The sequence below is a fragment of the Microbacterium sp. M3 genome (assembly GCF_033548675.1).
Taxonomy (GTDB): Bacteria; Actinomycetota; Actinomycetes; order Actinomycetales; family Microbacteriaceae; genus Microbacterium; species Microbacterium arthrosphaerae.
On record NZ_JAWTZT010000002.1, the window covers coordinates 1 to 23278 of the forward strand.

Consider the following 23278-nt stretch of genomic DNA (forward strand, 5'->3'; position numbering starts at 1 on the left):
CACGGAATGGCCACCCACACCCTGGGTGGCCATTCCGCGTTAACAGGGTGGATTGCCGACGCAGACCGCATCCGGGAGGATCGAACAATGGCAGAGCAGGAGCCGCGCGACGATCGACGCGCGCCGCGCGATCGACCCGGAGGAAAGCCGTCGACAGGTGCCGGTCGCACCGACTCTGGCCAGCGCAGCGGCGACCGCAAGCCGTACCAGAAGCGCGACGGCGACCGGAAGCCCTATCAGAAGCGTGACGGCGACCGCCCGTACGCGTCGCGCGACGGCGATCGCAAGCCGTACCAGAAGCGCGACGGCGACCGGAAGCCGTACGAGAAGCGTGACGGCGACCGTCCGTACGCTCCCCGTGACGGTGACCGCAAGCCCTACGCCCAGCGCGACGGCGATCGGAAGCCGTACCAGAAGCGCGATGGCGACCGACCGTACGCTCCTCGCGACGGCGATCGCAAGCCCTTTCAGAAGCGTGATGGCGATCGGCCGTACGCTCCTCGTGATGGCGACCGCAAGCCGTACGCTCAGCGCGATGGCGACCGGAAGCCGTACCAGAAGCGCGATGGCGACCGTCCGTACGCTCCTCGCGACGGCGACCGCAAGCCCTACGCCCAGCGCGACGGCGATCGGAAGCCGTACCAGAAGCGCGATGGCGACCGGCCGTACGCTCCTCGCGACGGCGATCGCAAGCCCTTTCAGAAGCGTGATGGCGATCGGCCGTACGCTCCTCGTGATGGCGACCGCAAGCCGTACGCCCAGCGCGATGGCGACCGCAAGCCGTACCAGAAGCGTGACGGCGACCGTCCGTACGCTCCTCGTGATGGCGACCGCAAGCCGTACGCTCAGCGCGATGGCGACCGGAAGCCGTACCAGAAGCGCGATGGCGACCGTCCGTACGCTCCTCGCGACGGCGACCGCAAGCCCTCCCAGAAGCGTGATGGCGACCGGCCGTACGCTCCCCGTGATAGCGACCGCAAGCCGTACCAGAAGCGTGACGGCGACCGTCCGTACGCTCCTCGTGATGGCGACCGCAAGCCGTACGCTCAGCGCGATGGCGACCGGAAGCCGTACCAGAAGCGCGATGGCGACCGTCCGTACGCTCCCCGTGACAGCGATCGCAAGCCGTACCAGAAGCGTGACGGCGAGCGCTCCACTTACGACCGTGCTCCTCGTCCGACGCGCGGGGGCGCCGGCCGCCCCGATCGCGCGACGCGCGAGGGCGAGATCCGTCCGGTCCGTCCGCGGCACGACGACCCGATCATCCCCGACGACGTCACCGCGCAGGACCTGCCGCCGGCGGCGCGCAACGAGCTGAAGACCCTGAGCAAGGAGAACGCCGACCAGGTCGCGCGTCACCTCGCGATGGCGTCGCAGCTGATCGACGACGAGCCCGAGCTGGCGCACCAGCATGCGCTGTCCGCATCGCGCCGGGCGGGACGCATCGCCGTCGTGCGCGAGACGCTCGCGATCACGGCTTACGCGACGGGCGACTTCGCCCTCGCCCTTCGCGAGCTGCGCACGTACCGCCGCATCTCGGGCAAGGACGACCAGATCGCGCTGATGGTCGACAGCGAGCGCGGCGTCGGCCGCCCGGATCGTGCCCTCGAGGTGGGCCGCTCGGTCGAGCGCGCCGCGCTCGACACGGGGGTGCGCGTCGAGCTCGCGATCGCGATGTCGGGGGCACGTCTCGACCTCGGCGAGCCGGAGCGCGCGCTGCAGGAGCTGGACATTCCCGAGCTCGACCCGGACCGCGCCTTCGAGTGGAGCCCGGGGCTCTTCGCCGCGCGCGCCGCGGTGCTCGAGGAGCTGGGACGCGACGACGAGGCGGCCCAGTGGCAGCGGCGCGCCGTGGTCGCCGCGGAGGCGATCGACGCGGCATCCGGTGTCGGAGATCTCGAGACGATCTTCGTCGAGGAGATCCACGAGGAAGAGCCCGAGGACGAATCCACCGAGATCGTCGCGAACGACGACGATGACGAAGCGTCGGAGGAGAGCGAGCTGGACGCGGACGGCTTCGACAGCGACGACGACGACGCGGACGCCGTCGACGACGTCGAGGAGTTCGAAGAGCCCGCCGAGCCGACGATCGCCGACGAGGTCGAAGAGATCCTGATCGAGGCGGGCATCGACGAACCGCGCGAGGCGGAGAGCGACGGCAGCGGAGCCGAGCGCTGATGGCGCTGTTCGGCCGGCGGGCGGCGACGCCCGCTCCGCTCGACGGCGTCGACGTCGTGCTCGCCGACCTCGACGGGGTCGTCTACGCCGGCGCCGGCGCACTGCCGCACGCGGTCGAGAGCCTGAACCGCGCCCGCGACGGACGCACGCTCGCGTACATCACGAACAACGCCTCGCGGACGGATGCCTCGGTCGCGGCGCATCTGAGCGAGCTCGGGCTCGCGACGGCCCCGGCTGACGTGGTCACGAGTCCGCAGGCGGCGATGCGCCTGCTTGCGGAGCGGATCGAGCCCGGATCCACCGTCCTCGTGGTCGGCGGCGACGGTCTCGTCGTCGAGGTGGAGAAGGCGGGCTTCCTGGTCACGCGCAGCGCTGACGACGCGCCGTCCGCGGTCGTTCAGGGGTTCGCACCCGAGGTCGGCTGGACGCAGCTCGCCGAGGCGGCGTTCGCGCTCAAGACACCGGAGGAAGAGGGCGGCATCCCCTGGATCGCGACCAACACCGACTGGACCATCCCGCAGTCGCGCGGCATCGCGCCGGGCAACGGCACGCTGGTCTCCGCGGTGCACACGGCCATCGGGCGCCTGGCGACCGTCGCCGGCAAGCCGGAGGTGCCCATCTTCGAGGAGGCCGTCGCACGGTTCGAGGCGCGGCATCCGCTCTTCCTCGGCGACCGTCTCGACACCGACATCCTCGGCGCCAACCGCGCGGGCATCGCCTCGGCGCTGGTGCTGACGGGCATCGATCGTCCGAAGCACGTGCTGGCCGCGCCGGAGGGCTCGCGCCCGACCTACATCCTCGGCGACCTCCGCGAGCTCCACGAGCCCTATCCCGAGGTGCACGTGAAAGACGGGGTCGCGACGGTCCGCGGCGCCCGCGTGGCGATCGACGGTCCCGACATCCGCATCCTGAGCACGGGCGACCAGCCGATCGACCTGGTGCGTGCCGGTGCAGCCGCCATCTGGTCGACCGGGCGTGCGATCTTCGGCTTCCGCGTGCCCGAAGCGCTGTACGCCGATCCGTTCCACCGGCCCTGACCGCCGTATTGTGGGGTGATGGATCAGCCCCGCGAGCGTGAGGACGAGGCCGGCGACCTGCTGTCGACCCTCGAGGTGATCGAGGGACAGCCGCTGGCGACGCGGGCGGAGGCGTACGACGCGCTCCACGACACGCTCGCTCGTCGCCTCGAGGCGACCCCCGGCTCGCCGTCATGACCTCGCGCCTCGACGCCGCACTCGCAGCCCGGGGCCTCGCGCGTTCTCGGACCCACGCGGCCACGCTCATCGCCGAGGGGCTGGTGACCGTCGACGGCCGGCCCGTCGTCAAAGCGTCGACCCCCGTCACGGATGCGAGCGTCCTCGACGTGGCCGGCGCCGACCACTACGTCAGCCGCGCCGCGCACAAGCTCCTCGCCGGCCTCGACGCCTTCGGCGTCGACGTCCGCGGGCGCGTGGCGCTCGACATGGGCGCCTCCACCGGCGGGTTCACGCAGGTGCTGCGGGAACGCGGCGCCGAGCCGGTGATCGCCGTGGATGTCGGGCACGGGCAGCTCGCGGCATCCGTCGCCGACGACCCGGGTGTCGCCGCGGTCGAGGGCTTCAACGTCCGCTACATGACCCCGGACTCGCTCGCCGAGGCGAGCGGCGTCGCGCGGGCGCCTTCCGTGGTGACCGGCGACCTCTCGTTCATCTCGCTCACGCACGTCCTTCCCGCTGCGCGGGCGGTGTGCTCTGCCGACGCAGACCTGGTGCTGCTCATCAAGCCGCAGTTCGAGGTCGGTCGCACGGCGGTCAAGGGCGGCCTGGTGACCAACCCGGTGCTCCGCGCCGATGCGGTTGCGCGCGTGCTCTGGGCAGCATGGGATGCCGGCCTCGGGACGTGCGGCATCGTCTCCTCCCCGATCGCAGGCACGCACGGGAATTCCGAGTACATCGCACACCTCGCGCCGGGGCGGGGGAGCACTCCGGCAGAATGGTCGGACACCGTGAACCGACTGGCGGGGAGCCGATGAACAACGCCGACGCACGCGCCGAGCGCAGCATCCTGGTGGTGGCGCACGCGCATCGCGCCGAGACCGTGGCCGCAGCCGAACGCGTGGTCGCGGCGCTGCGCGGCGCCGGGGCACGTCCTGTCTTCGCGGCCGACGACCGCGAAGAGCTCGTCGAGGTCGGCTCGTCGCTCGGCGACGTGGCGATCCTGGGCGACGACGTGCCGGTCGCCGAGATCGAGCTTGCGATCGTGCTCGGCGGCGACGGCACGATCCTGCGCGCGGCCGAGCTGGTCCGCGACGGCAGCGCACCCGTGCTCGGGATCAACATGGGCCACGTCGGCTTCCTGGCGGAGATCGAGCGTGATGACATGGACGAGGCGGTGCGCCGCGTCATCGCGCGCGAGTACGAGGTCGAAGACCGCATGGCGCTGCAGGTCCGCGTGAAAGACACCGGCGACTCGGTGATCTACGAGACCTGGGCGCTCAACGAGGCGACGGTCGAGAAGGCCAGCCGCGAGCGCATGCTCGAGGTCGTCATCGAGATCGACGGGCGGCCGCTGTCGAGCTTCGGCTGCGACGGCATGGTCGTGTCCACACCGACGGGATCCACCGCGTACAACTTCTCGGCCGGCGGCCCCGTCATCTGGCCCACCGTCGAGGCGATCGCCGTGGTGCCGCTGTCGGCGCACGCGCTGTTCGCGAAGCCGCTCGTCGTCGGTCCCGAGCACTCCGTGGCCATCGAGGTGCTCGAGCGCACGAACGGCACGGGCATCCTCTGGTGCGACGGGCGCCGCTCGCACGACCTGCCTCCCGGCGCCCGGGTCGTCGTCCGGCGCTCCGATCGCCCGGTGCGTCTGGCCCGCCTGCATCCGGCGCAGTTCACCGACCGGCTGGTGCGCAAGTTCCGCCTCCCCGTCGAGGGGTGGCGGGGGCCGGCGGCGATCACGGGTGTGCTGCCCACCACGGCTGCCGGCGGGGCGGGGGGCGCGCTGTGATCGAGGAGATGCGCCTGCGCGACCTCGGCGTGATCGCCGAGGCGACGCTGCCGATCGGCCCCGGCTTCACCGCGATCACCGGTGAGACTGGCGCCGGCAAGACCATGGTGGTGACGGGGCTCGGCCTTCTGCTCGGCCAGCGCGCCGACTCGGGAGCCGTGCGCGCCGGCGCGTCGCAGGCGACCGTCGACGGCGTGTGGATCGTGCCGGAGGACGGCGCGGTCGCCGCGCGCGTGCGCGAGGCGGGCGGCGACGTCGAGCCCATCGGGGGCGGGCGCGCCGAGCTATACGTCGGGCGCTCCATCTCGAGCGAGGGACGCGGCCGCGCGTCGGTCGGCGGCCGCGCCGCCCCCGCCGGCGTGCTCGCCGATCTGGCCGATGAGCTCGTCGTCGTGCACGGGCAGTCCGACCAGCTGCGCCTGCGCTCGAGCGCCGCACAGCGCGACGCGCTCGACCGCTTCGGCGGCCAGCCGGTGCATGTCGCCCGCGACGCCTACCGTGAGGCGTACGAGCGCTGGCGCTCGGCCGATCGCGAGCTGTCGCAGCTGACCGACGACCGCGACGCCCGGGCGCGGGAGGCCGACGAGCTGCGCGCCCAGCTGAGCGAGGTCGAGCAGGCGGCGCCGCAGCCCGGCGAGGACGCCGAGCTCGCCGCGCGGGCGGAACGGCTCGCCAACGCCGAGGAGCTGCGCGTCGCCGCCGCGACCGCTCACGACAGCCTGTCGGGCGAGGGCGACGAACCCGACGCCGGCGCCCTGCTCGCCGAAGCGCGTCGCGCCCTCGAGCGCGTGCACGACCCGGTGCTCGAGGACCTCTCGGGCCAGCTCGCCGACCTCGGCTACCGCGTCGCCGACGTCGCGGCCGCGCTCGCCGGCTATCTCGCCGACCTCGACGAGTCCGGTCCCCACGAGCTCGCCGCGGTGGAAGAGCGTCGCGCGGTGCTCGCCGGCCTGGTGCGCGCGCACGGCACGCTCGACGCCGCCATCGAGCTGCTCGACACCGGCTCAGAGCGCCTGGCCGAGCTCGACGACGACTCCGACCGCATCGAGCGGCTGACGGAGGAGCGGGATGCCGCGGCATCCGCTCTCGACGAGGCCGCCGCCGTCCTCACCGCCGCGCGCGCCGAGGCCGCCGAGCGTCTCGGCGCAGCGGTGACGACCGAGCTGCGGGAGCTCGCCATGCCCGATGCCCGCGTCGAGGTGACAGTTACCCCCGGCCCCGACTCGGCGTCGGGGCGCGACGACGTCGCGATCCTCCTCGCCCCGCACCCGGGCGCCGAGCCGCGCCCGGTCTCCCGCGGCGCGAGCGGGGGAGAGCTCAGCCGCGTGATGCTCGCGATCGAGGTCGTGATCTCGGCGGTCGACCCGGTCCCGACCTTCGTGTTCGACGAGGTCGACGCCGGCATCGGCGGCGCGGCGGCGATCGAGGTCGGCCGGCGCCTCGCCCGCCTGGCGCAGTCCTCGCAGGTGATCGCCGTCACGCACCTCGCGCAGGTCGCGGCCTTCGCGGCCAACCACCTCTCGGTCGTGAAGGCCAACGACGGGTCTGTCACGGCATCCGATGTCCGTCGCCTGGACGGATCCGACCGCGAGGCCGAGATGGCGCGCCTCCTGTCGGGCATGCCCGACTCGGATGCCGCGCTCACCCATGCCCGCGAGCTGCTCGGCCTGCGCGCCGACGTGGCCGATTGAGCACTTCCGCCCCGCGTGTCCCCAGCTTCTGCGAAGCTGATCGAAAACCCGCCTGATAGGATAAAAGCCCGTGATGCAGACTTCTGATTCTTCCCGCGGCGACTCTTCGAACGACACCACTCGGCACATCTTCGTGACCGGCGGTGTCGTTTCCTCGTTGGGCAAGGGTCTCACCGCGGCCAGCCTCGGAAACCTCCTCACCGCGCGCGGCCTGCGCGTCGTGATGCAGAAGCTCGACCCGTATCTGAACGTCGACCCGGGCACGATGAACCCGTTCCAGCACGGCGAGGTCTTCGTCACCGACGACGGCGCCGAGACCGACCTCGACATCGGGCACTACGAGCGCTTCCTCGACATCGAGCTGAGCCAGGCCGCGAACGTCACCACGGGCCAGATCTACTCGCAGGTCATCGCCAAGGAGCGTCGCGGCGAGTACCTCGGCGACACCGTGCAGGTGATCCCGCACATCACCGACGAGATCAAGCGCCGCATGCGCCTGCAGGCCGACGAGACGCCGAAGCCCGACGTGATCATCACCGAGATCGGCGGCACGGTCGGCGACATCGAGTCGCAGCCGTTCATCGAGTCCGCGCGTCAGATCCGTCACGAGCTCGGCCGCAACAACGTCTTCTTCGTGCACGTGTCGCTGGTGCCGTTCATGGGCGCCTCGGGCGAGCAGAAGACGAAGCCGACCCAGCATTCCGTGCAGGCGCTGCGCCAGATCGGCATCCAGCCCGACGCGCTGGTGCTGCGCAGCGACCGGCCCGTGACCGAGTCGAACAAGCGCAAGATCGCGCTCATGTGCGACGTCGACGAGTGCGCCGTCGTGAACGCGGTCGACGTGCCGAGCATCTACGACATCCCCTCGATGCTCAATGAGCAGGGTCTTGACGAGTACATCGTCCGCGCGCTCGGCCTGTCGAAGGCCGCCGAGGTCGACTGGTCGCGCTGGCAGCGCGTGCTGAACGCCGTGCACAACCCCAAGCACGAGGTCACGATCGGCCTGGTCGGCAAGTACATCGACCTGCCCGACGCCTACCTCTCGGTCACCGAGGCGCTCAAGGCCGGCGGCTTCGCACAGGAGACCCACGTCAACATCCGGTGGATCCCGTCCGACGAGTGCGAGACGCCCGAGGGCGCCGCGAAGGCGCTCGGCCCGCTCGACGGCATCGTGATCCCCGGCGGGTTCGGCATCCGCGGCATCGAGGGCAAGATCGGCGCGCTGAAGTTCGCGCGCGAGCAGGGCATCCCGACGCTCGGCATCTGCCTGGGCCTGCAGTGCATCGTGATCGAGTACGCGCGCCACGTCGCCGGCATCGCGGACGCGTCGTCGAGCGAATTCGACCCCGACACCGCGCACCCCGTGATCGCGACGATGGAGGAGCAGGTCGACATTCTCGACCACGGCGACCTCGGCGGCACGATGCGTCTCGGGATCTACCCCGCAGCCCTCACGGAGGGATCCATCGCCGCGGAGGTCTACGGCGGCACGACCGCCTCGGAGCGTCACCGTCACCGCTACGAGGTCAACAACCGCTACCGCGACCAGATCGCGGAAGCGGGCCTGGTGTTCTCGGGCATCAACCCCGACCTCGACCTCGTCGAGTACGTGGAGCTGCCGCGCGACGTGCACCCGTACTACATCGCGACGCAGGCGCACCCCGAGCTGCGCTCGCGCCCGACCGACGCGAACCCGCTGTTCCGTGGCCTCGTCGGCGCCGCGCTCGAGCGGCACCGCTCGAGCGAGCTCTTCGACGTCGAGCCCTTCGAAGAGGCCGAGGAAGCCGTCGCGTGACGGACGAGCGGATGCCGCGCCCGGCGCAGGCCGATGGCCCGCTGTCGGACGAGCCGCTGGAGGCCCCCGTCGTCGAGAGCAAGCTCGTCTACCAGGGGCGCGTGTGGGACGTGCGCAGCGACACCGTCGCCTACGGCGACGGGCAGATCGTGCGTCAGTACGTCGAGCACCCCGGGGCGGCGGCGATCGTGGCGCTGGATGACGAGGACCGGGTGCTGCTGATCCAGCAGTACCGGCACCCGATCCGCCACCGCGACTGGGAGATCCCGGCGGGGCTGCTCGATGTGGACGGCGAGCCGCCGGCCGAGACCGCCCAGCGCGAGCTCGCCGAGGAGGTGGATCTCGTCGCGGAGTCGTGGGAGCCGCTCGTGAGCATCTTCACCACGCCCGGCGGCAACGACGAGGTCGTCCACCTGTTCCTCGCGCGGGGGCTGTCGTCCGCGGGCGACGTGCACGAGCGCGAGGACGAGGAGGCCGACATCCGGCTCGAGTGGGTCCCGCTGCAGGACGCGGTGGCAGGAGTGCTGGCAGGGCGCCTGCGCAACGGCATCCTCGCTCTCGGCGTCCTCACCGCCGCCGAGCGGATCCGCGCGGCACGGGAGGCCCCTGAGGGCTGACATGCGACTCGATCGTGCGGTGGACGCGTATCTGCGTCATGTCGCGATCGAGCGCGGCCTGTCGGAGAACACCGTGGCGGCGTACCGGCGCGATCTCGCCGGCTACGTCCAGTGGCTGCGCGAGCAGGGTGTCCAGGAGACCGGGGCGGTCACGCCCACGATGCTCTCGAGCTTCATCGCCGACCGTGCGGCGGCGCAGCCGCCGATGGCCGCGTCGTCGCTCGCGCGACTGCAGTCCTCCGTCCGGGGACTGCATCGCTTCCTCGCGCGCGAAGGGATCGAGACGGCCGACCCCTCGGTGAATCTGCGGCCTCCGAAGCAGCCCCGCCGGCTGCCGAAGGCGCTGACGATCGACCAGGTCGAGCAGCTGCTGGATGCCGCAGGCCCGGCGCCGTCGACGGGTGCCGATGCCGCCGCCGCGACCGGGGGAGCGCCGGGCGACCTGCTGGGGCTCCGCGACCGGGCGCTCCTCGAGCTGCTGTACGCCACGGGCGCCCGCGTGTCGGAGATCGTGCAGCTCGACGTCGACGACCTCGCCCACGGCGATGTGCTGCGCGTGCGCGGCAAGGGGTCGAAGGAGCGCATCGTGCCGGTCGGCTCGTACGCGCGCACCGCGGTCGACGCGTACCTCACCCGCGCCCGGCCCGAGCTGTCGCGGCGCGGCCGGGCGACCCCGCGGCTGTTCCTCGGCGCGCGCGGCGCTCCGCTGTCGCGGCAGAGCGCGTGGCTCGTGATCCACTCCGCCGCCGAGCGCGCGCAGTTGACGGCGCACGTCTCGCCGCACACCCTGCGCCACTCCTTTGCGACCCATCTGCTCCAGGGTGGCGCCGACGTCCGGGTGGTGCAGGAGCTCCTCGGTCATGCGTCCGTGGCGACGACGCAGATATACACCTACGTGTCGGTCGACGCCCTGCGCGACGTGTACGCGACGTCGCACCCTCGCGCCCGCTGACAGGGACCATCGACGCCCCGCATGTGCTCGCGCCGCGGCGCTTCGCTCAGGGATTGCCTGAGTGCGCACTAGGATCGAGCGAGCACGAGGAAGCGGGAGCACGGTGGCTGACAGCACGGCGAAGACCAGATCGGGGAAGGCCTCGGAGTCCGACGTCCCCATCGGGCCCACCGGGCGTCCCTACCAGGGTTTCCCCACCCCGCCGAAGCTCGACGGACACGGTCCCGCGCGCATCATCGCGCTGTGCAACCAGAAGGGGGGCGTCGGCAAGACGACGACGACCATCAACCTGGCCGCAGCGCTCGCCGGCTACGGACGCAAGGTGCTCGCGGTCGACTTCGACCCGCAGGGCGCGCTGTCGGCCGGTCTCGGCATCCAGACCCACGAGATCCCCACGATCTACGACCTGCTGCTCGACGGAAAGCGCGACCCGCACGAGGTCATCGTGCACTCGCGCGTCGAGAACCTCGACGTCATCCCGGCGAACATCGACCTGTCTGCCGCCGAGGTGCACCTCGTCAACGAGGTGGCGCGCGAGCAGACCCTCTCGCGGGCACTGCGCAAGGTCGCCGGCGAGTACGACGTCATCCTCATCGACTGCCAGCCGTCGCTGGGCCTGCTCACGGTCAACGCGCTGACGGCGAGCCACGGCGTGGTCATCCCGCTCGAGTGCGAGTTCTTCGCGCTGCGCGGGGTCGCGATGCTGATCGAGACGATCGACAAGGTGCGCGATCGGCTCAACCCCACGATCACGCTCGACGGCGTGCTGGCGACCATGTACGACGCCCGCACGCTGCACTCGCGCGAGGTGCTCGAGCGGGTCGTCGACGCGTTCGGCGACGACGTGCTCGAGACGGTCATCGGCCGCACCGTGAAGTTCCCCGATGCCTCGGTGTCGGGCATGCCGATCACCGAGTTCGCGCCCGAGCACGCCGCCGCGCAGGCCTACCTCCGACTGGCGCGGGAGCTGGTCGCCCGTGGCGCCGTCGCCTGATCAGGATCCCGGTTTCCGGGTCGCGCTGGGCAACTTCGACGGCCCCTTCGACCTGCTGCTCACGCTGATCGCCAAGCACGAGCTCGACATCACCGAGGTGTCGCTGTCGCTCGTGACCAACGACTTCATCGCCTACCTGCGGCATCTGGGACCGGACGAGGAGCTGGACGAGGCATCCGAGTTCCTGGTCGTCGCCGCGACGCTGCTCGACATGAAGGTCGCGGGGCTGCTGCCGCAGGGCGAGCTCGTCGACGCCGAGTCGGTCGCGCTCCTCGAGGCGCGTGATCTGCTCTTCGCCCGGCTGCTGCAGTACCGGGCGTTCAAAGAGGTGTCGGCGTGGTTCGAGCGGTGCCTGCGCCGGGAGGGCGGCCGGCACACGCGGTCGGTCCGCCTCGACGAGAAGTACCGGCAGGCGGTGCCGGAGCTCGTCTGGTCGCTGAGCGCCGATGACTTCGCGGCGCTGGCGCTCGTGGCGATGACGCCGAAGGAGATCCCGCGGATCGGGTTCGACCACCTGCACGCGCCGCTCATCAGCATCCGCGAGCAGGCGGCGATCGTGGTGACCCTGCTGCGGGATGCCGGGTCGCTGACCTTCCGCGAGCTCATCACCGGGGTCGGCCAGCCCGGCGTCGTGGTGGCGCGGTTCCTCTCGGTGCTGGAGCTCTACCGCCACGCCGCCCTGTCCTTCGAACAGCTCGAGCCGCTCGGCGAGCTGACCCTCCGCTGGAGCGCCCAGCGCTGGAGCGACGAGAACCTCGCGACCCTGGGAGCCGATTATGACCGATGACACGGGCGCACCCGTCCTGACGACAGCCGACGTGGCCCGCCGGCTCGAGGCCATCCTGCTCATCGTCGAGGAGCCGCAGAGCCTGGTGAGCCTCGCGGCCGCCGTCGGCGCGCCGGTGCCGGCGGTGCGACAGGCGATCGAGGCGCTGGTCGACGACTACGACGGCCGGTCGGGCGGCCCGGTGCGGGGCTTCGAGCTGCGGGAGGTGGGCGGGGGCTGGCGCCTGTACGTCCGCGAGGAGCTCGACGACCTCGTGAGCGACTTCGTCGGCGGGCAGGCGCCGTCGCGGCTCTCGCAGGCGGCGCTCGAGACGCTCGCGGTCATCGCGTACAAGCAGCCGGTGACCCGCAGCCAGGTCGCGTCGATCCGGGCGGTGAACGTCGACTCCGTCGTGCGCACCCTGCTGGCGCGCGGGCTCATCACCGAGCTGTTCGCCGACGCCGAGACCGGCGCCATCAACTACGGCACGACCGACGCGCTGCTCGTGCACCTCGGCATCAACTCGCTCGACGAGCTGCCGCACATCTCGCCGCTCCTGGACGACGGCGCGAACGGCTTCGAGGAGGTCGCCCGATGAGACCACTCCGGCCCCCGGCATCCATGTCCCGATTTCTTGCACTGATGTCCCGATTCCGTCCGTTCCCGGCGGCGGCAACGAACAAAAGCGGGACACGATGACCTCGCACGAGAGCGTGGATGAAGGAGGACGGCGATGACGGATGCCTCGACCGAGGGGGTGCGGCTGCAGAAGGTGCTCGCCAACGCCGGCGTCGCCTCGCGGCGCGTGGCCGAGCAGCTCATCGTGGAGGGCCGGGTCCGTGTCAACGGCACGACGGTGACCGAGCTCGGCTCGCGGATCGATCCCGAGAAGGACCTCGTGGACGTGGACGGCACCGCGGTGCAGCTCGACCAGTCCAAGCGCTATGTGATGCTCAACAAGCCGACCGGCGTCGTCAGCTCGATGAAGGACGACCGCGGCCGCCCCGACCTGCGCCGCTTCACCAAGGAGTGGCCGGAGCGGCTGTACAACGTGGGGAGATTGGATGCCGAGACCAGCGGCCTCCTCGTGCTCACCAACGACGGCGAGCTCGCGCACGTCCTCGCCCACCCGTCGTTCGGCGTCACCAAGGTCTACATCGCGAAGGTCGAGGGGCGAGTGACGCCGCAGACCATCCAGCAACTGCAGCGCGGCGTCGGCCTCGAGGACGGCCCGATCGCCGCCGACAAGGCACGGCTGCTCTCGTCCTCGGCCGAAGGGGGCGGCTCGCTCGTGGAGCTCACCCTCCATTCCGGCCGCAACCGGATCGTGCGCCGCATGATGGCCCAGGTCGGGCATCCGGTGGTCGAACTCGTGCGCCGGCAGTTCGGACCCCTTCACCTGGGAACCCTGCCAGCCGGGCGGGCACGCGAGTTGACTAAAGTGGAGCGGGGCGCTCTGCTGACTCTTTCGCGCCAGGCGACCTCCGCCGCACCGGAGGAGGACGCACCCGACACCCGCGACGGCGATCCGCCCGCGGAGTGAGATCTGCGCCGTGCAGGCGAACAGGAGACGCAAGTGACCGACACGAGGCCGCCCTCGGCGCGCGAGCGCGCGGGTGAACCCGCGCTCGCCCCGCGCGTGCAGGGCACCGTGCGCATCGTCGGCGCGGGCCTGCTGGGCGCGAGCATCGGCCACGCGCTCACCGCGCGCGGCGTTGACGTCGTGCTCGACGACACGTCGCCGTCGCAGCTGCGGCTCGCGGTCGACTACGGCGCCGGCCGGCATGCCGCCGACGCCGACGACCCGTCGCTCGTCGTCGTGGCCGTTCCGCCCGACGTCACGGCCGACGTCATCGCGCGAGAGCTCGCACGCTTCCCGCGTGCGGTCGTGACCGACGTCGCGAGCGTCAAGCTCGAGCCGCTGCGCGCGCTGCGCGAGCGCGGCGTCGACCTCACGCACTACATCGGCTCGCACCCGCTCGCCGGACGCGAGCGCGGGGGAGCGATCTCGGCCCGCGCCGACATCTTCGTCGGCCGCCCGTGGGTCGTCTGCCGCGACGAGGAGACGCCGTCGGCCGACCTCGCCCTCGTCGAGGCGCTCGCGCTCGAGCTCGGTGCGACGCCGATCGAGATGACACCCGAAGACCACGACCGCGGCGTCGCGCTCGTGTCGCACGTCCCGCAGCTGGTCGCGAGCCTGCTCGCCGGCCGCTTCGTCGACGCTCCGGACGGCTCGCTCCGGCTCGCCGGACAGGGCGTGCGCGACACGACGCGGATCGCGGCATCCGCCCCCGAGCTGTGGGTGCAGATCCTCGGCGCCAACGCCGAGCCGGTGGTCGACGTGCTCGACCTGCTCGCGGCCGATCTCACCGCCGTCGCCGATGCGCTGCGCGCGCCGGACGCGCCGGGCTCGCGTCGGGCCGTGGCCGACACCATCCGGCGCGGCAACGACGGCGTCGAGCGCCTCCCCGGCAAGCACGGCCAGAACCGCCGGTTCGAGCAGGTCGTGGTGATGGTCGACGACACCCCCGGTCAGCTGGGACGCCTGTTCGGAGAGCTCGGCGACCTCGACGTGAACGTGGAAGACCTGCGCCTGGAGCACTCGCCCGGCGCCCAGTTCGGCCTCGCCGAGATCAGCGTCGTCCCGAGCGCCGTGCGCCGGGCGATCGACGGTCTCGAGTCGCGCGGCTGGAAGATTGCGAGCACCACCAATGACTGACCCGGCGATCACCAAGCCCGGACCCGGCCCCGTCGTCGTCGCGATCGACGGCCCGGCCGGCAGCGGCAAGTCCAGCGTCTCGAAGCAGGTCGCCCGCCGCCTCGGCTACGGCTACCTCGACACCGGCGCCGCCTACCGCGCGCTGGCGTGGCACGCGCTCGAGCACGGTATCGACACGTCGGACGCGGCATCCGTCCTCGATGTCGCCGGCGACTTCGACTACGCGATCTCACTCGATCCCGATGCGTACTGGGTGCGCGTCGGCGCCTCCGACGTGACCGACGCGATCCGCGAGCCCCGCGTGTCGGACGCCGTGAGCGGCGTGGCGCGGGTACCGGCGGTGCGCGAGTCGGTGAACGGGCTGTTCCGCGCGCTCGTGGCGCACTCGGGACGCCCGGGCGTCGTCGTCGAGGGTCGCGACATCACGACCGTCGTCGCCCCCGACGCGCCGGTGCGGATCCTCCTCACCGCCGCACCCGAGGTGCGCGCCGCGCGGCGCAGCGCCGAGGTCACGACGCAGGACGCCGCAGCGGTCGCCGCGGCCCTGCACCAGCGCGACGCCTCCGACTCGGCCGTCGTCGACTTCCTCACCGCCGCGCCCGGCGTCGAGGTCGTCGACTCGACCCACCTCGATTTCGACCAGACCGTGGACGCCGTGCTCGGCGTGATCCAGGCCGCACCGCCTTCGTCGGCAGCGGCGGGCACGCCCGCGGCCGACCCGCTTCAGACAGGAGCCCGAGATGGCCGCTGACACCACCACCGACGACTTCGACGAGTTCGAGGCGGGCGACGACCACCTCGAGGAGAACCTCGCCGGCCTCGACGACGAGCTCGCCGACCAGCGGGCCGCAGCCCTCCGCGTCGGCCTCGAGGACTACGACCTCGACGACGAGGATGCGGCGCTGCTCGCGGGCATCGTCCGCGGCGAGGACGGCATCGAGTTCCTCCCGGCCCTGCCGGTCGTGGCGATCGTGGGCCGCCCGAACGTCGGAAAGTCGGCGCTCGTGAACCGCATCCTCGGCCGGCGCGAGGCTGTCGTCGAAGACACGCCGGGCGTCACCCGCGACCGCGTCACGTACAAGGCCGAGTGGATGGACCGCCGCTTCACGCTCGTCGACACCGGCGGCTGGGAGCCCGACGCCCGCGGCATCGACCGCTCGGTGGCCGCGCAGGCCGAGGTCGCCATCGACCTGTCGGACGTCGTGCTGTTCGTCGTCGACGCGATGGTCGGCGCCACCGCCACCGACGAGCACGTCGTGCGGCTGCTGCGCAAGGCGAACAAGCCCGTGTTCCTCGTCGCCAACAAGATCGATGACGCCCGCCAGGAGCCCGACGCGGCGGCCCTGTGGAACCTGGGCCTCGGCGAGCCTCACCCGGTCTCGGCCATCCACGGCCGCGGCGTCGCCGACCTCCTCGACGAGGTCGTGAAGGTCATGCCCGACGTCTCGGCGGTGGCCAAGGCCGAGATCGGTGGCCCGCGCCGCGTCGCGATCCTCGGTCGCCCGAACGTCGGCAAGTCGTCGCTGCTCAACAAGGCGGCCGGCGAAGAGCGCGTCGTCGTCAACGAGCTCGCCGGCACCACGCGCGACCCGGTCGACGAGATCGTCGAGCTCGGCGGCAAGCTGTGGCGCTTCGTCGACACCGCCGGCATCCGTCGCCGGGTGCACCTGCAGCAGGGCGCCGACTTCTACGCGTCGCTGCGCACGTCGGCGGCGCTCGAGAAGGCCGAGGTCGCCATCGTCGTGATCGACGTGACCCAGCCGATCAGCGTGCAGGACCTCAACATCATCGACCTCGTCCTCGAGTCGGGTCGTGCGCTCGTGATCGCCTACAACAAGTGGGATCGCCTGAACGACGACGACATGGACGGCCAGGACCGCCGCCGCTACCTCGAGCGCGAGATCGAGCAGGACCTCGCGCACGTCGCGTGGGCACCCCGCGTCAACATCTCGGCCCGCACCGGCCGCCACCTCGACAAGCTCGTGCCGGCGCTCGAGACGGCCCTCGAGTCGTGGGATCAGCGCATCCCGACGGGCAAGTTCAACGCCTTCCTCACCGAGCTGATCGCCGAGCACCCGCACCCGCTGCGGGGCGGCAAGCAGCCGCGCATCCTGTTCGGCACGCAGGCGTCGACCCGCCCGCCGACCTTCGTGCTGTTCACGACCGGCTTCCTCGACCCGGGCTACCGCCGCTTCATCCAGCGGCGCCTGCGCGAGCTGTACGGCTTCGAGGGCTCGCCGATCGTCATCAACATGCGGGTTCGCGAGCGCCGGCAGCGCTGACGCGCGCGATGACGGATGCCTCGGGCCGAGGCATCCGTCATCCGTCCGCGCCGGCGCGGTACAGTGCGGGGCGCACCATCGCCGTCGCGTCGGGCTCGGCGAAGCCGAACTGCCGGTACAGGCCGTGCGCGTCACCGGTGAAGAGCGTCCACCGCATGTCGGCACCGGGTCCGTCGTCGATCATGAGGCGGATGAGCCGCTTGCCCAGGCTGTGGCCGCGGTGCGCGTCGAGCACGAAGACGTCGGCGAGGTAGGCGAACCCCACCCCGTCCGACACGGCGCGCGCGAATCCGACCTGCTCGCCGGTGTCGCGGCGGTACGCGCCGACGAGCCGCCACGCGCCGTCGAGCTGGGTCTCGAGCTGTTCGCGCGTGCGCCAGCGACCCCAGTAGGCCTCGGTCGAGAGCCACGCCCACACCATGTCGCGCTGGATGCGGGCGGGGTCGTCGTCGAGGTCGTAGTCCATCCGACCATTGTGGCGAGTCGCCGGGTGACGCTCGCCGGTCCGCCCGCCGACCGCTGGCCCGGGCGGTGTGACAGGCTGACAGAGTGACCATCCAGCCTCCTGCTCCCGGTGAGCCGCGCCGCCCACACGGCCCGCGCGATCCCGGCGACGCGTGGGTGGTGGCGCCGACGGGCGAGCGGTACTGGGGGCGCTTCGGTGCCGCAGGGCTCCTCGCCGTCGACCCGCGGCGGGGCGTGCTGCTGCAGCACCGGGTGTCGTGGAGTCACTTCGGAGACACGTGGGCGCTGCCCGGCGGCGCGCGCCACGAGGGGGAGTCGGCCCCCGACGCGGCGCTGCGTGAGGCGGCGGAGGAGGCGGGTGTGCCGGATGCCTCGGTCAGACGGCGCGTCGTGAGCGTGCTGGATCTGGGCTACTGGAGCTACACGACCCTGATCGGCGACGTCGTCGTGCCCTTCGAGCCGACGATCAGCGATCCCGAGAGCCGCGAGCTCGCCTGGGTCCCGGTCGCCGACGTGACGCAGTACCCGTTGCACCCCGGGTTCGCCGCGTCGTGGGATGGGCTGCGCGGGCTCGTCGACGTGCGCCCGACCGTCATCGTGGACGTCGCCAACGTGATGGGCTCGGTGCCCGACGGGTGGTGGCGCGACCGTGTCGGCGCCGCGTCGCGTCTCCTCGCGCGGATCGCCGAGCTCGTCGCGACCGGGGTGGCGGCATCCGCCCTCGATCTTCCCGAGCACCACTGGTACCCCGAATGGATCGCCGTGGTCGAGGGACAGTCCCGCGCGGCGGACGACGTGCCGGGTGTCGAGGTGATGCGGGCGCCGGCGGTCGGCGACGACGCGATCGTCGAGGCGGCGGAACGCGCCGTGCGTGAGGGACGCGCCGTGACGGTGGTCACGAGCGATCGCGGATTGGCGGAGCGGGTGACGGATGCCGCGGCCGACGTCCGCGGCGCGCGCTGGCTGCTGGACCTGCTGGAGGGCTGAGGAGCGCCGGGTCCCCAGGCCCGCCGGGCTCGCCCACGGGTCGCGCGAGACGACGTGCGGATACGCTGAGGCCGTGTCGATCTCCGAGATGCTCGCCGCCCAGCCCGTCCTCCGCACGCCCCGTCTGACGCTGGTGCAGCTCGGCCCGGACTTCCTCGACGACACGATGGCGGCGCTGGCCGACACCGACGCGATGCGGCTCACCGGAACGCGCGGCGAGTTCACGCGCGAACAGGTGCTCGCGCACCTGAGCCGCCTGCCAGGCGCAGACGACCGGGCGGACTTCGCGATCGTCGACGATGGAGGTCGCTATCTGGGCGAGGTGGTGCTGAACGACCTCGACGACGACAACCTCGCGATGAACTACCGGATCGCGCTGACCGGCGTCGAGATGCGCGGCCAGGGCTATGGGACGGAAGCGGGTCGCGCCGTCGTGGACTGGGGATTCGACGCGGTCGGGCTGCACCGCATCTCGCTCGATGTCTACAGCTTCAACCCCGGGGCGCAGCGGTCGTACGAGAAGATCGGGTTCCAGGTGGAGGGGCGCGCGCGTCACACGCTGCTGTGGGACGGCGAGTGGGTCGACTCGGTGCTGATGGGGATGCTGGCCGAGGATCCTCGGCCCTGAGCACCGGCGTCGGCGCCCCGGTCAGACGTCGAGGTCGTCGCGGTCGGACCGGCCGCGCAGGCGGTCGATCTCGCGCCGCTCGCGCTTGGTCGGGCGCCCGGCGCCCCGGTCGCGCTGCGCGATGACCGGGGTCGGGTCGCGCGGGGGCGTGCGGTCTTCGATCGCGGTGGCCACGAGCGGTGCGCCGACGCGCTTCGAGATGGGCTCGCGGACGACGAGGAACCGGTCGAACCCGTCGATCCGCACGCGCACCTCGTCGCCCGGGCGCACGGGCTGCGCCGCCTTGGCCCGTTCGCCCGCCACCCGCACGTGGCCGGCGCGGCACGCGGTCGTCGCGGCCGAACGGGTCTTGTAGATGCGCACCGCCCAGAGCCAGGCGTCCACGCGCACGCTCTTGCCGGGGGAGGAGGCATCCGTCATGACGCGACCGCCGTCGCCGCCGTGGTGCTCGCCGCGCGTCGCGCACGGACGCTCACGATCACGCCGGCCGCGATGAGTCCCTGGCCGAGGCAATACGTCAGCATGACGAGAGGGCTCGTCCAGTCCGGCATCGCGTCGGGGAGGAACAGCCGGAACGCGAGGATCGAATCTGAGGCGAGGAAGAAGGCGCCGCCCCACGCGATGAGCGGATGACAGCGGGATGCCGCCACCGCCGTGCCGCCGAGCACCAGACCGTACACGGCGACGGCGACAGTGAGGCCGCCGAGATGCGGCCCGAGTACCGCGAGGAGCACGACCCACCACACGGCGTAGGCGCTCGCCCACAGCGGGGCGCGGCGCACCGGCAGCACCCGCCAGAACATCCAGATGTAGCAGAGGTGGGCGACGCCGAAGAAGAGCAGCATCATCGGCACGGTGGGCAGCCACGGCACGAACACCCCCGCGCCGTCGCCGAGCCAGGAGAGACCGAGTGCGACGAGGAGCAGCGTGTACGCGCCGCTCCACCGGGTCTGCCCGGCGCCCCACGCCACGGCGAGGGCGAGGAGCGGCATGAGCGCGAGCTTCGTGGGCGCCGCGAGGGCGTCGGCGCCGAGGGCGAGGGCTACGACATGCACGATCGACACCGCGATGTAGGGCACGAAGCCGATCCAGAGCCGGCGCATGATCCTCCTCGATTCGCGGGCGACTCTCCATCGTCGCACGGGTGCCGGCCAGCGCTGCGACGTGCCGCGGCGGTGGCTCAGTGCGCCAGGTCGAGCGACACGATCGCGAGGTGGGGCTTCGGACGGGCGACCTCGCGGAATCCCGCTTGCGCGAAGGTGGCGACGACGCCGTGGAACAGCTCGTTCGAGGCGATCTTCCTGCCGGCGTCGGGATCGAGGGGGTAGGCCTCGATCACGCGCGCGCCGCGGGCGCGTGCATAGTCGATCGCCGCAGCGAGCAGCCGCGCATTGAGTCCCTGCTTGCGGAACTCCTTGCGCACCACGAAGCAGCTCACCGACCAGACGGTCTCGTCGTCCCACGGCTCCTCGGAGTGCGTGGCGAAGTGGCGGGTGCGCCCGATCCGCACCTGCCGGGTGCGCGGGCCGATGCGCACCCAGCCGACCGCCTCGCCGTCGACGTACGCGATGAGCGCCGGTGGCGGGCCGGCCGCCAGCTCGTCGCGGAGCATCGTCTGGCGCTCCTGCTGCGAGGTCTGCTGCCACCGGCTGTTGGGCATCATCCACCACTGGCACTGACAGCCGCGTCCGTCGCCGCCGCCGCTCAGCGCATGCTGGGCGTCGTCGAAGCGATCGGGGGTCGCCTGCTCGATGATGATGCTCGCCATGGCGCGACGTTAACGCCCGCCACCGACAACGGCAAGGACTCCGGATGCCACGCCCGGCCGTCGCTCGGTTCGCGACGCCTCCGCCGACCGGGTAGGATGGGGGAGTTGTCCACGCGCAAGCGAGGATCAACGGGATGTGGCGCAGCTTGGTAGCGCACTTGACTGGGGGTCAAGGGGTCGCAGGTTCAAATCCTGTCATCCCGACAGATCGGCCCGGAACCTCGAGAGAGGTTCCGGGCCTTCGTCGTTGCCGGGACTCGTTCGTTGGTGAGGCGTGACCACGTCATCGCGATGCCGTCACTCCGACTTGGACCACCGGCCGAACTCCGCCAGCATCCAGCGCCAGTGCTCGCGCCGAAGGGTAATGGGTTTGACTGGAATCTTCAGTGGGTGACGGGCGACCGCGTCGCACTAGCGGTGATCGTTCTCAAAGGCGTGCTGAACCATTCGCCGAGCTCGCCTGTTCCTCACGTATTGTCCGGTGTGCGCATTTCTGAGCCATACGCGTCCGCGCCCGTCTCGAATGAGCAAGAAATACTCGCTGCTCGGTGGGCGTGACTGGGAAACGAGTTCAAGACGCTTCGAGTCGCCGGGCGGCAGTCCAACATAGGTGGAATCACCGCCCATCCACTCCGCTTGCATCTCCTCCTCGGCAGGCACAACGCCGTAGACGAACATGGCGTCGCTCCATTCCTCAGGTTCGTCGTCCCGGGCCTCCATGTCCGGGCCGACTAGCGCGATGCTGCGCATTGCGACGGATGAGTAGTTCGCGACGAACAGTCGAAGACGAAATCCTCCGCTGTCATCGATCCGGGCCTGGACATCGAGATTGCTGACCAACTGGTCCGCTAGTTCTCGCGCGCTGTGGCGTCGGTCGCGCAGCACGATGACGATCGTCAGAACGAGCGCACCGACCGTGCCCACGGCTGCGAACCAGTCGGCGAGCAATCCCCAGAGCGCGATCGTCCCATCGTCCATCCTGCGAGCGTATTGCGACCAGCGCTGTGCGATTGTCGGTCCCTTCGCGCGCATCGGCTGGGTGAGCGTCGATCGTCGCATCGCGTACCGCGGGGATCGCGTCGGCGGTCACGGTGGTGTTGCGTACACGGCGATGGCGTCGTTTTCGATCCTGAACTGCAGTGCCGAGCCGTCCACTGTGCGCTCCACCGTTGCGGGCGTATCCGGGGCATCGCAGACGATCTCGCGCCAGCCGTTGCGGGTATCCGCGCGGATCAGGATGCACCTGCCGGTGCCGTCGGCGAGGGGCGCAATCCACGGCTCGATGCCGGCCACGTTCCGAAATCCCTGGATCAGATCGGCGTCTATCAACTGACTCTCAAGCCACGAGTAAGAGCCGAGCAGGCTCTTGACGGTTAGGCACGGGTCTAGCTGCAGGATCAGATGGTCGCCCCGCGCAGGAAGCGTCGCTTCGGGGAGCGACCTGCGGGGAAAGTCGGCTGGCTCGCACCACTCGGGCGGCATCGTCGGGGTGGGACCCGGCGATGTTCCCGGGTCGGTCGGAACCTCCTCGAAGTGGTTCGTGGGGGAGGGGGACTTGGCGACGGCGTCCGCGTCTGTCGCCGCAGAGCATCCGGTCAGCCAGGCCCCTAGTGCGGCGGCGACGACCCAGGCGAATGCGAGTGGCGCGGCTCCCCAACGCCGTCGATTCAGCCCTGCCATGGTCGGCCCCCATCGGCCGGACGGCGATGTCCGGACAATCCATACCAGGATGCCACCCGCAACTCACGGCGGGAAGGAGCGCACACATGTGGGTCGCTCAGGGTGCGCTCTGCTATTTCCTCTTCCGCTCCTCCTCGACCTCGGCGGAAGCCATGTGAAGGCCCGCCAAGCTGAAGAGCCCGGCGACGGTTACGGCGAACAGGCCCCATGCGACGACGCCCCAACCAGCTGCCAAGCCTTCGGTCTGCACCCCGACGACTGTGACCACAAGACCGAGAATCGCCGCGCTCGCCGAGTAAGAAACCACTCGGCGAAAGAGCTCTGAGCGCCGAGCCTTCATCGTCAGGTTGCGGCGTTCCGCCATGAAAGCGAGCAACACCAGTGGGAACACCGCGGTCAGACCGCCGCGGTGTTGTCGGTCATGATCACGCCCATACCGGACCCCCGGCCGTCGCAGTGGAGAGACACAGAGTCAGCGCGGTCTCACAAGGCGGTCGCTAGATGCACACCGATCCCGTGTGTCCGAGTTCCGTCACGCTCGACCGGGGATCGCCCGTATGGGCCGTTCGGAGGTCCGCACGATGACCGCGCCCTGAACGCGCGGCGAAACGACTGCGGGCGCGACATCCTGGTCACCCCTGACACAGGCCCACAATCCTGTCATCCCGACAGATCGGCCCGGAACCTCGAGAGAGGTTCCGGGCCTTCGTCGTTGCTGGCCTCGCTCCTGGCCTCGTTCCCGGCCTCGTTCCCGGACTAGCGCCTCCGGCC

General features: G+C 71.3%; 26 protein-coding genes and 1 tRNA gene. 19 read left to right on the top strand and 8 right to left on the bottom strand.

Going from position 1 to position 23278, the window contains the following annotated elements; all coding sequences use genetic code 11:
* Window positions 1–39: 39 nt before the first annotated feature.
* Window positions 40–1359 carry a hypothetical protein gene (locus R8Z57_RS05255; protein WP_318352733.1) on the bottom strand — a complete coding sequence of 440 codons (1320 nt, stop codon included), beginning with the start codon at window positions 1357–1359 and terminating at the stop codon, window positions 40–42.
* A gap of 6 nt (window positions 1360–1365) precedes the next feature.
* Between R8Z57_RS05255 and R8Z57_RS05260 the strand changes: the two genes are divergently transcribed.
* From R8Z57_RS05260 to der, 16 genes are all read left to right on the top strand, one after another.
* A complete protein-coding gene (locus R8Z57_RS05260; protein ID WP_318352734.1) occupies window positions 1366–2178 on the top strand; it encodes a hypothetical protein in 813 nt (270 codons plus the stop codon).
* Window positions 2178–3215: an HAD-IIA family hydrolase gene (locus R8Z57_RS05265; protein WP_318352735.1), complete on the top strand. Its 1038-nt coding sequence runs from the start codon at window positions 2178–2180 to the stop codon at window positions 3213–3215. The genes R8Z57_RS05260 and R8Z57_RS05265 overlap by 1 nt, the downstream gene beginning before the upstream one ends.
* Before the next feature lie 18 nt (window positions 3216–3233).
* Window positions 3234–3392, top strand: a complete 159-nt coding sequence (locus tag R8Z57_RS05270; protein ID WP_318352736.1) for a hypothetical protein — start codon at window positions 3234–3236, stop codon at window positions 3390–3392.
* The gene (locus tag R8Z57_RS05275) at window positions 3389–4189 is read left to right on the top strand and encodes a TlyA family RNA methyltransferase (protein ID WP_318352737.1); all 801 of its coding nucleotides are present in this window, start codon (window positions 3389–3391) and stop codon (window positions 4187–4189) included. Before R8Z57_RS05270 ends, R8Z57_RS05275 begins: the two co-directional genes overlap by 4 nt.
* Entirely contained in the window at window positions 4186–5163 is a 978-nt protein-coding gene (locus tag R8Z57_RS05280) for an NAD kinase (RefSeq protein ID WP_318352738.1), read from the top strand. The genes R8Z57_RS05275 and R8Z57_RS05280 overlap by 4 nt, the downstream gene beginning before the upstream one ends.
* On the top strand, window positions 5160–6854 hold the full coding sequence (recN, locus tag R8Z57_RS05285) for a DNA repair protein RecN (protein WP_318352739.1): 1695 nt from the start codon (window positions 5160–5162) through the stop codon (window positions 6852–6854). The genes R8Z57_RS05280 and recN overlap by 4 nt, the downstream gene beginning before the upstream one ends.
* 73 nt (window positions 6855–6927) lie before the next feature.
* Window positions 6928–8649 (top strand): CTP synthase, encoded by a 1722-nt coding sequence (locus R8Z57_RS05290; RefSeq protein ID WP_318353554.1) that lies wholly within the window; start codon window positions 6928–6930, stop codon window positions 8647–8649.
* Window positions 8646–9266: an NUDIX hydrolase gene (locus R8Z57_RS05295; RefSeq protein WP_318352740.1), complete on the top strand. Its 621-nt coding sequence runs from the start codon at window positions 8646–8648 to the stop codon at window positions 9264–9266. Before R8Z57_RS05290 ends, R8Z57_RS05295 begins: the two co-directional genes overlap by 4 nt.
* Window position 9267: 1 nt before the next feature.
* Window positions 9268–10218: a site-specific tyrosine recombinase XerD gene (gene xerD / locus R8Z57_RS05300; RefSeq protein WP_318352741.1), complete on the top strand. Its 951-nt coding sequence runs from the start codon at window positions 9268–9270 to the stop codon at window positions 10216–10218.
* A gap of 103 nt (window positions 10219–10321) precedes the next feature.
* Window positions 10322–11212 (top strand): ParA family protein, encoded by an 891-nt coding sequence (locus R8Z57_RS05305; protein WP_318352742.1) that lies wholly within the window; start codon window positions 10322–10324, stop codon window positions 11210–11212.
* The gene (locus R8Z57_RS05310; RefSeq protein WP_318352743.1) at window positions 11196–11999 is read left to right on the top strand and encodes a ScpA family protein; all 804 of its coding nucleotides are present in this window, start codon (window positions 11196–11198) and stop codon (window positions 11997–11999) included. The genes R8Z57_RS05305 and R8Z57_RS05310 overlap by 17 nt, the downstream gene beginning before the upstream one ends.
* Window positions 11989–12576 (top strand): SMC-Scp complex subunit ScpB, encoded by a 588-nt coding sequence (gene scpB / locus R8Z57_RS05315; protein ID WP_318352744.1) that lies wholly within the window; start codon window positions 11989–11991, stop codon window positions 12574–12576. The genes R8Z57_RS05310 and scpB overlap by 11 nt, the downstream gene beginning before the upstream one ends.
* A gap of 135 nt (window positions 12577–12711) precedes the next feature.
* The gene (locus tag R8Z57_RS05320; RefSeq protein ID WP_318352745.1) at window positions 12712–13521 is read left to right on the top strand and encodes a pseudouridine synthase; all 810 of its coding nucleotides are present in this window, start codon (window positions 12712–12714) and stop codon (window positions 13519–13521) included.
* A gap of 33 nt (window positions 13522–13554) precedes the next feature.
* Window positions 13555–14697: a prephenate dehydrogenase gene (locus R8Z57_RS05325; RefSeq protein WP_318352746.1), complete on the top strand. Its 1143-nt coding sequence runs from the start codon at window positions 13555–13557 to the stop codon at window positions 14695–14697.
* Entirely contained in the window at window positions 14690–15448 is a 759-nt protein-coding gene (cmk, locus tag R8Z57_RS05330; protein WP_318352747.1) for a (d)CMP kinase, read from the top strand. Before R8Z57_RS05325 ends, cmk begins: the two co-directional genes overlap by 8 nt.
* Window positions 15438–16979 (top strand): ribosome biogenesis GTPase Der, encoded by a 1542-nt coding sequence (gene der / locus R8Z57_RS05335; RefSeq protein ID WP_318352748.1) that lies wholly within the window; start codon window positions 15438–15440, stop codon window positions 16977–16979. Before cmk ends, der begins: the two co-directional genes overlap by 11 nt.
* 37 nt (window positions 16980–17016) lie before the next feature.
* On the opposite strand, the gene R8Z57_RS05340 is transcribed toward der, so the two are convergent.
* Window positions 17017–17445: a GNAT family N-acetyltransferase gene (locus R8Z57_RS05340; RefSeq protein ID WP_318352749.1), complete on the bottom strand. Its 429-nt coding sequence runs from the start codon at window positions 17443–17445 to the stop codon at window positions 17017–17019.
* A gap of 83 nt (window positions 17446–17528) precedes the next feature.
* On the opposite strand from R8Z57_RS05340, the gene R8Z57_RS05345 reads away from it, so the two are divergent.
* A complete protein-coding gene (locus tag R8Z57_RS05345; RefSeq protein WP_318352750.1) occupies window positions 17529–18431 on the top strand; it encodes an NUDIX domain-containing protein in 903 nt (300 codons plus the stop codon).
* Window positions 18432–18504: 73 nt separating this feature from the next.
* Entirely contained in the window at window positions 18505–19059 is a 555-nt protein-coding gene (locus R8Z57_RS05350) for a GNAT family protein (protein WP_318352751.1), read from the top strand.
* Window positions 19060–19080: 21 nt separating this feature from the next.
* Here the strand turns inward: R8Z57_RS05350 and R8Z57_RS05355 are convergent, their stop codons facing one another.
* The 3 genes from R8Z57_RS05355 to R8Z57_RS05365 all read right to left on the bottom strand — a co-directional run bounded on the left by R8Z57_RS05355 (window position 19081) and on the right by R8Z57_RS05365 (window position 20827).
* Window positions 19081–19479 (bottom strand): RNA-binding S4 domain-containing protein, encoded by a 399-nt coding sequence (locus tag R8Z57_RS05355; protein WP_318352752.1) that lies wholly within the window; start codon window positions 19477–19479, stop codon window positions 19081–19083.
* The gene (locus tag R8Z57_RS05360; protein WP_318352753.1) at window positions 19476–20162 is read right to left on the bottom strand and encodes a lysoplasmalogenase; all 687 of its coding nucleotides are present in this window, start codon (window positions 20160–20162) and stop codon (window positions 19476–19478) included. The genes R8Z57_RS05355 and R8Z57_RS05360 overlap by 4 nt, the downstream gene beginning before the upstream one ends.
* A 77-nt stretch (window positions 20163–20239) precedes the next feature.
* Window positions 20240–20827, bottom strand: a complete 588-nt coding sequence (locus R8Z57_RS05365; protein WP_318352754.1) for a GNAT family N-acetyltransferase — start codon at window positions 20825–20827, stop codon at window positions 20240–20242.
* A gap of 130 nt (window positions 20828–20957) precedes the next feature.
* Here R8Z57_RS05365 and R8Z57_RS05370 point away from each other — a divergent pair.
* Window positions 20958–21031, top strand: a tRNA-Pro gene (locus tag R8Z57_RS05370).
* 207 nt (window positions 21032–21238) lie between these two features.
* Here R8Z57_RS05370 and R8Z57_RS05375 read toward each other — a convergent pair.
* The 3 genes from R8Z57_RS05375 to R8Z57_RS05385 form a co-directional block, all read right to left on the bottom strand.
* Window positions 21239–21805, bottom strand: coding sequence for a hypothetical protein (locus R8Z57_RS05375; RefSeq protein WP_318352755.1), 567 nt, complete (start codon window positions 21803–21805; stop codon window positions 21239–21241).
* 108 nt (window positions 21806–21913) lie between these two features.
* On the bottom strand, window positions 21914–22507 hold the full coding sequence (locus R8Z57_RS05380; protein ID WP_318352756.1) for a hypothetical protein: 594 nt from the start codon (window positions 22505–22507) through the stop codon (window positions 21914–21916).
* A gap of 112 nt (window positions 22508–22619) precedes the next feature.
* Window positions 22620–22898 carry a hypothetical protein gene (locus R8Z57_RS05385; RefSeq protein ID WP_318352757.1) on the bottom strand — a complete coding sequence of 93 codons (279 nt, stop codon included), beginning with the start codon at window positions 22896–22898 and terminating at the stop codon, window positions 22620–22622.
* Window positions 22899–23278: the final 380 nt, after the last annotated feature.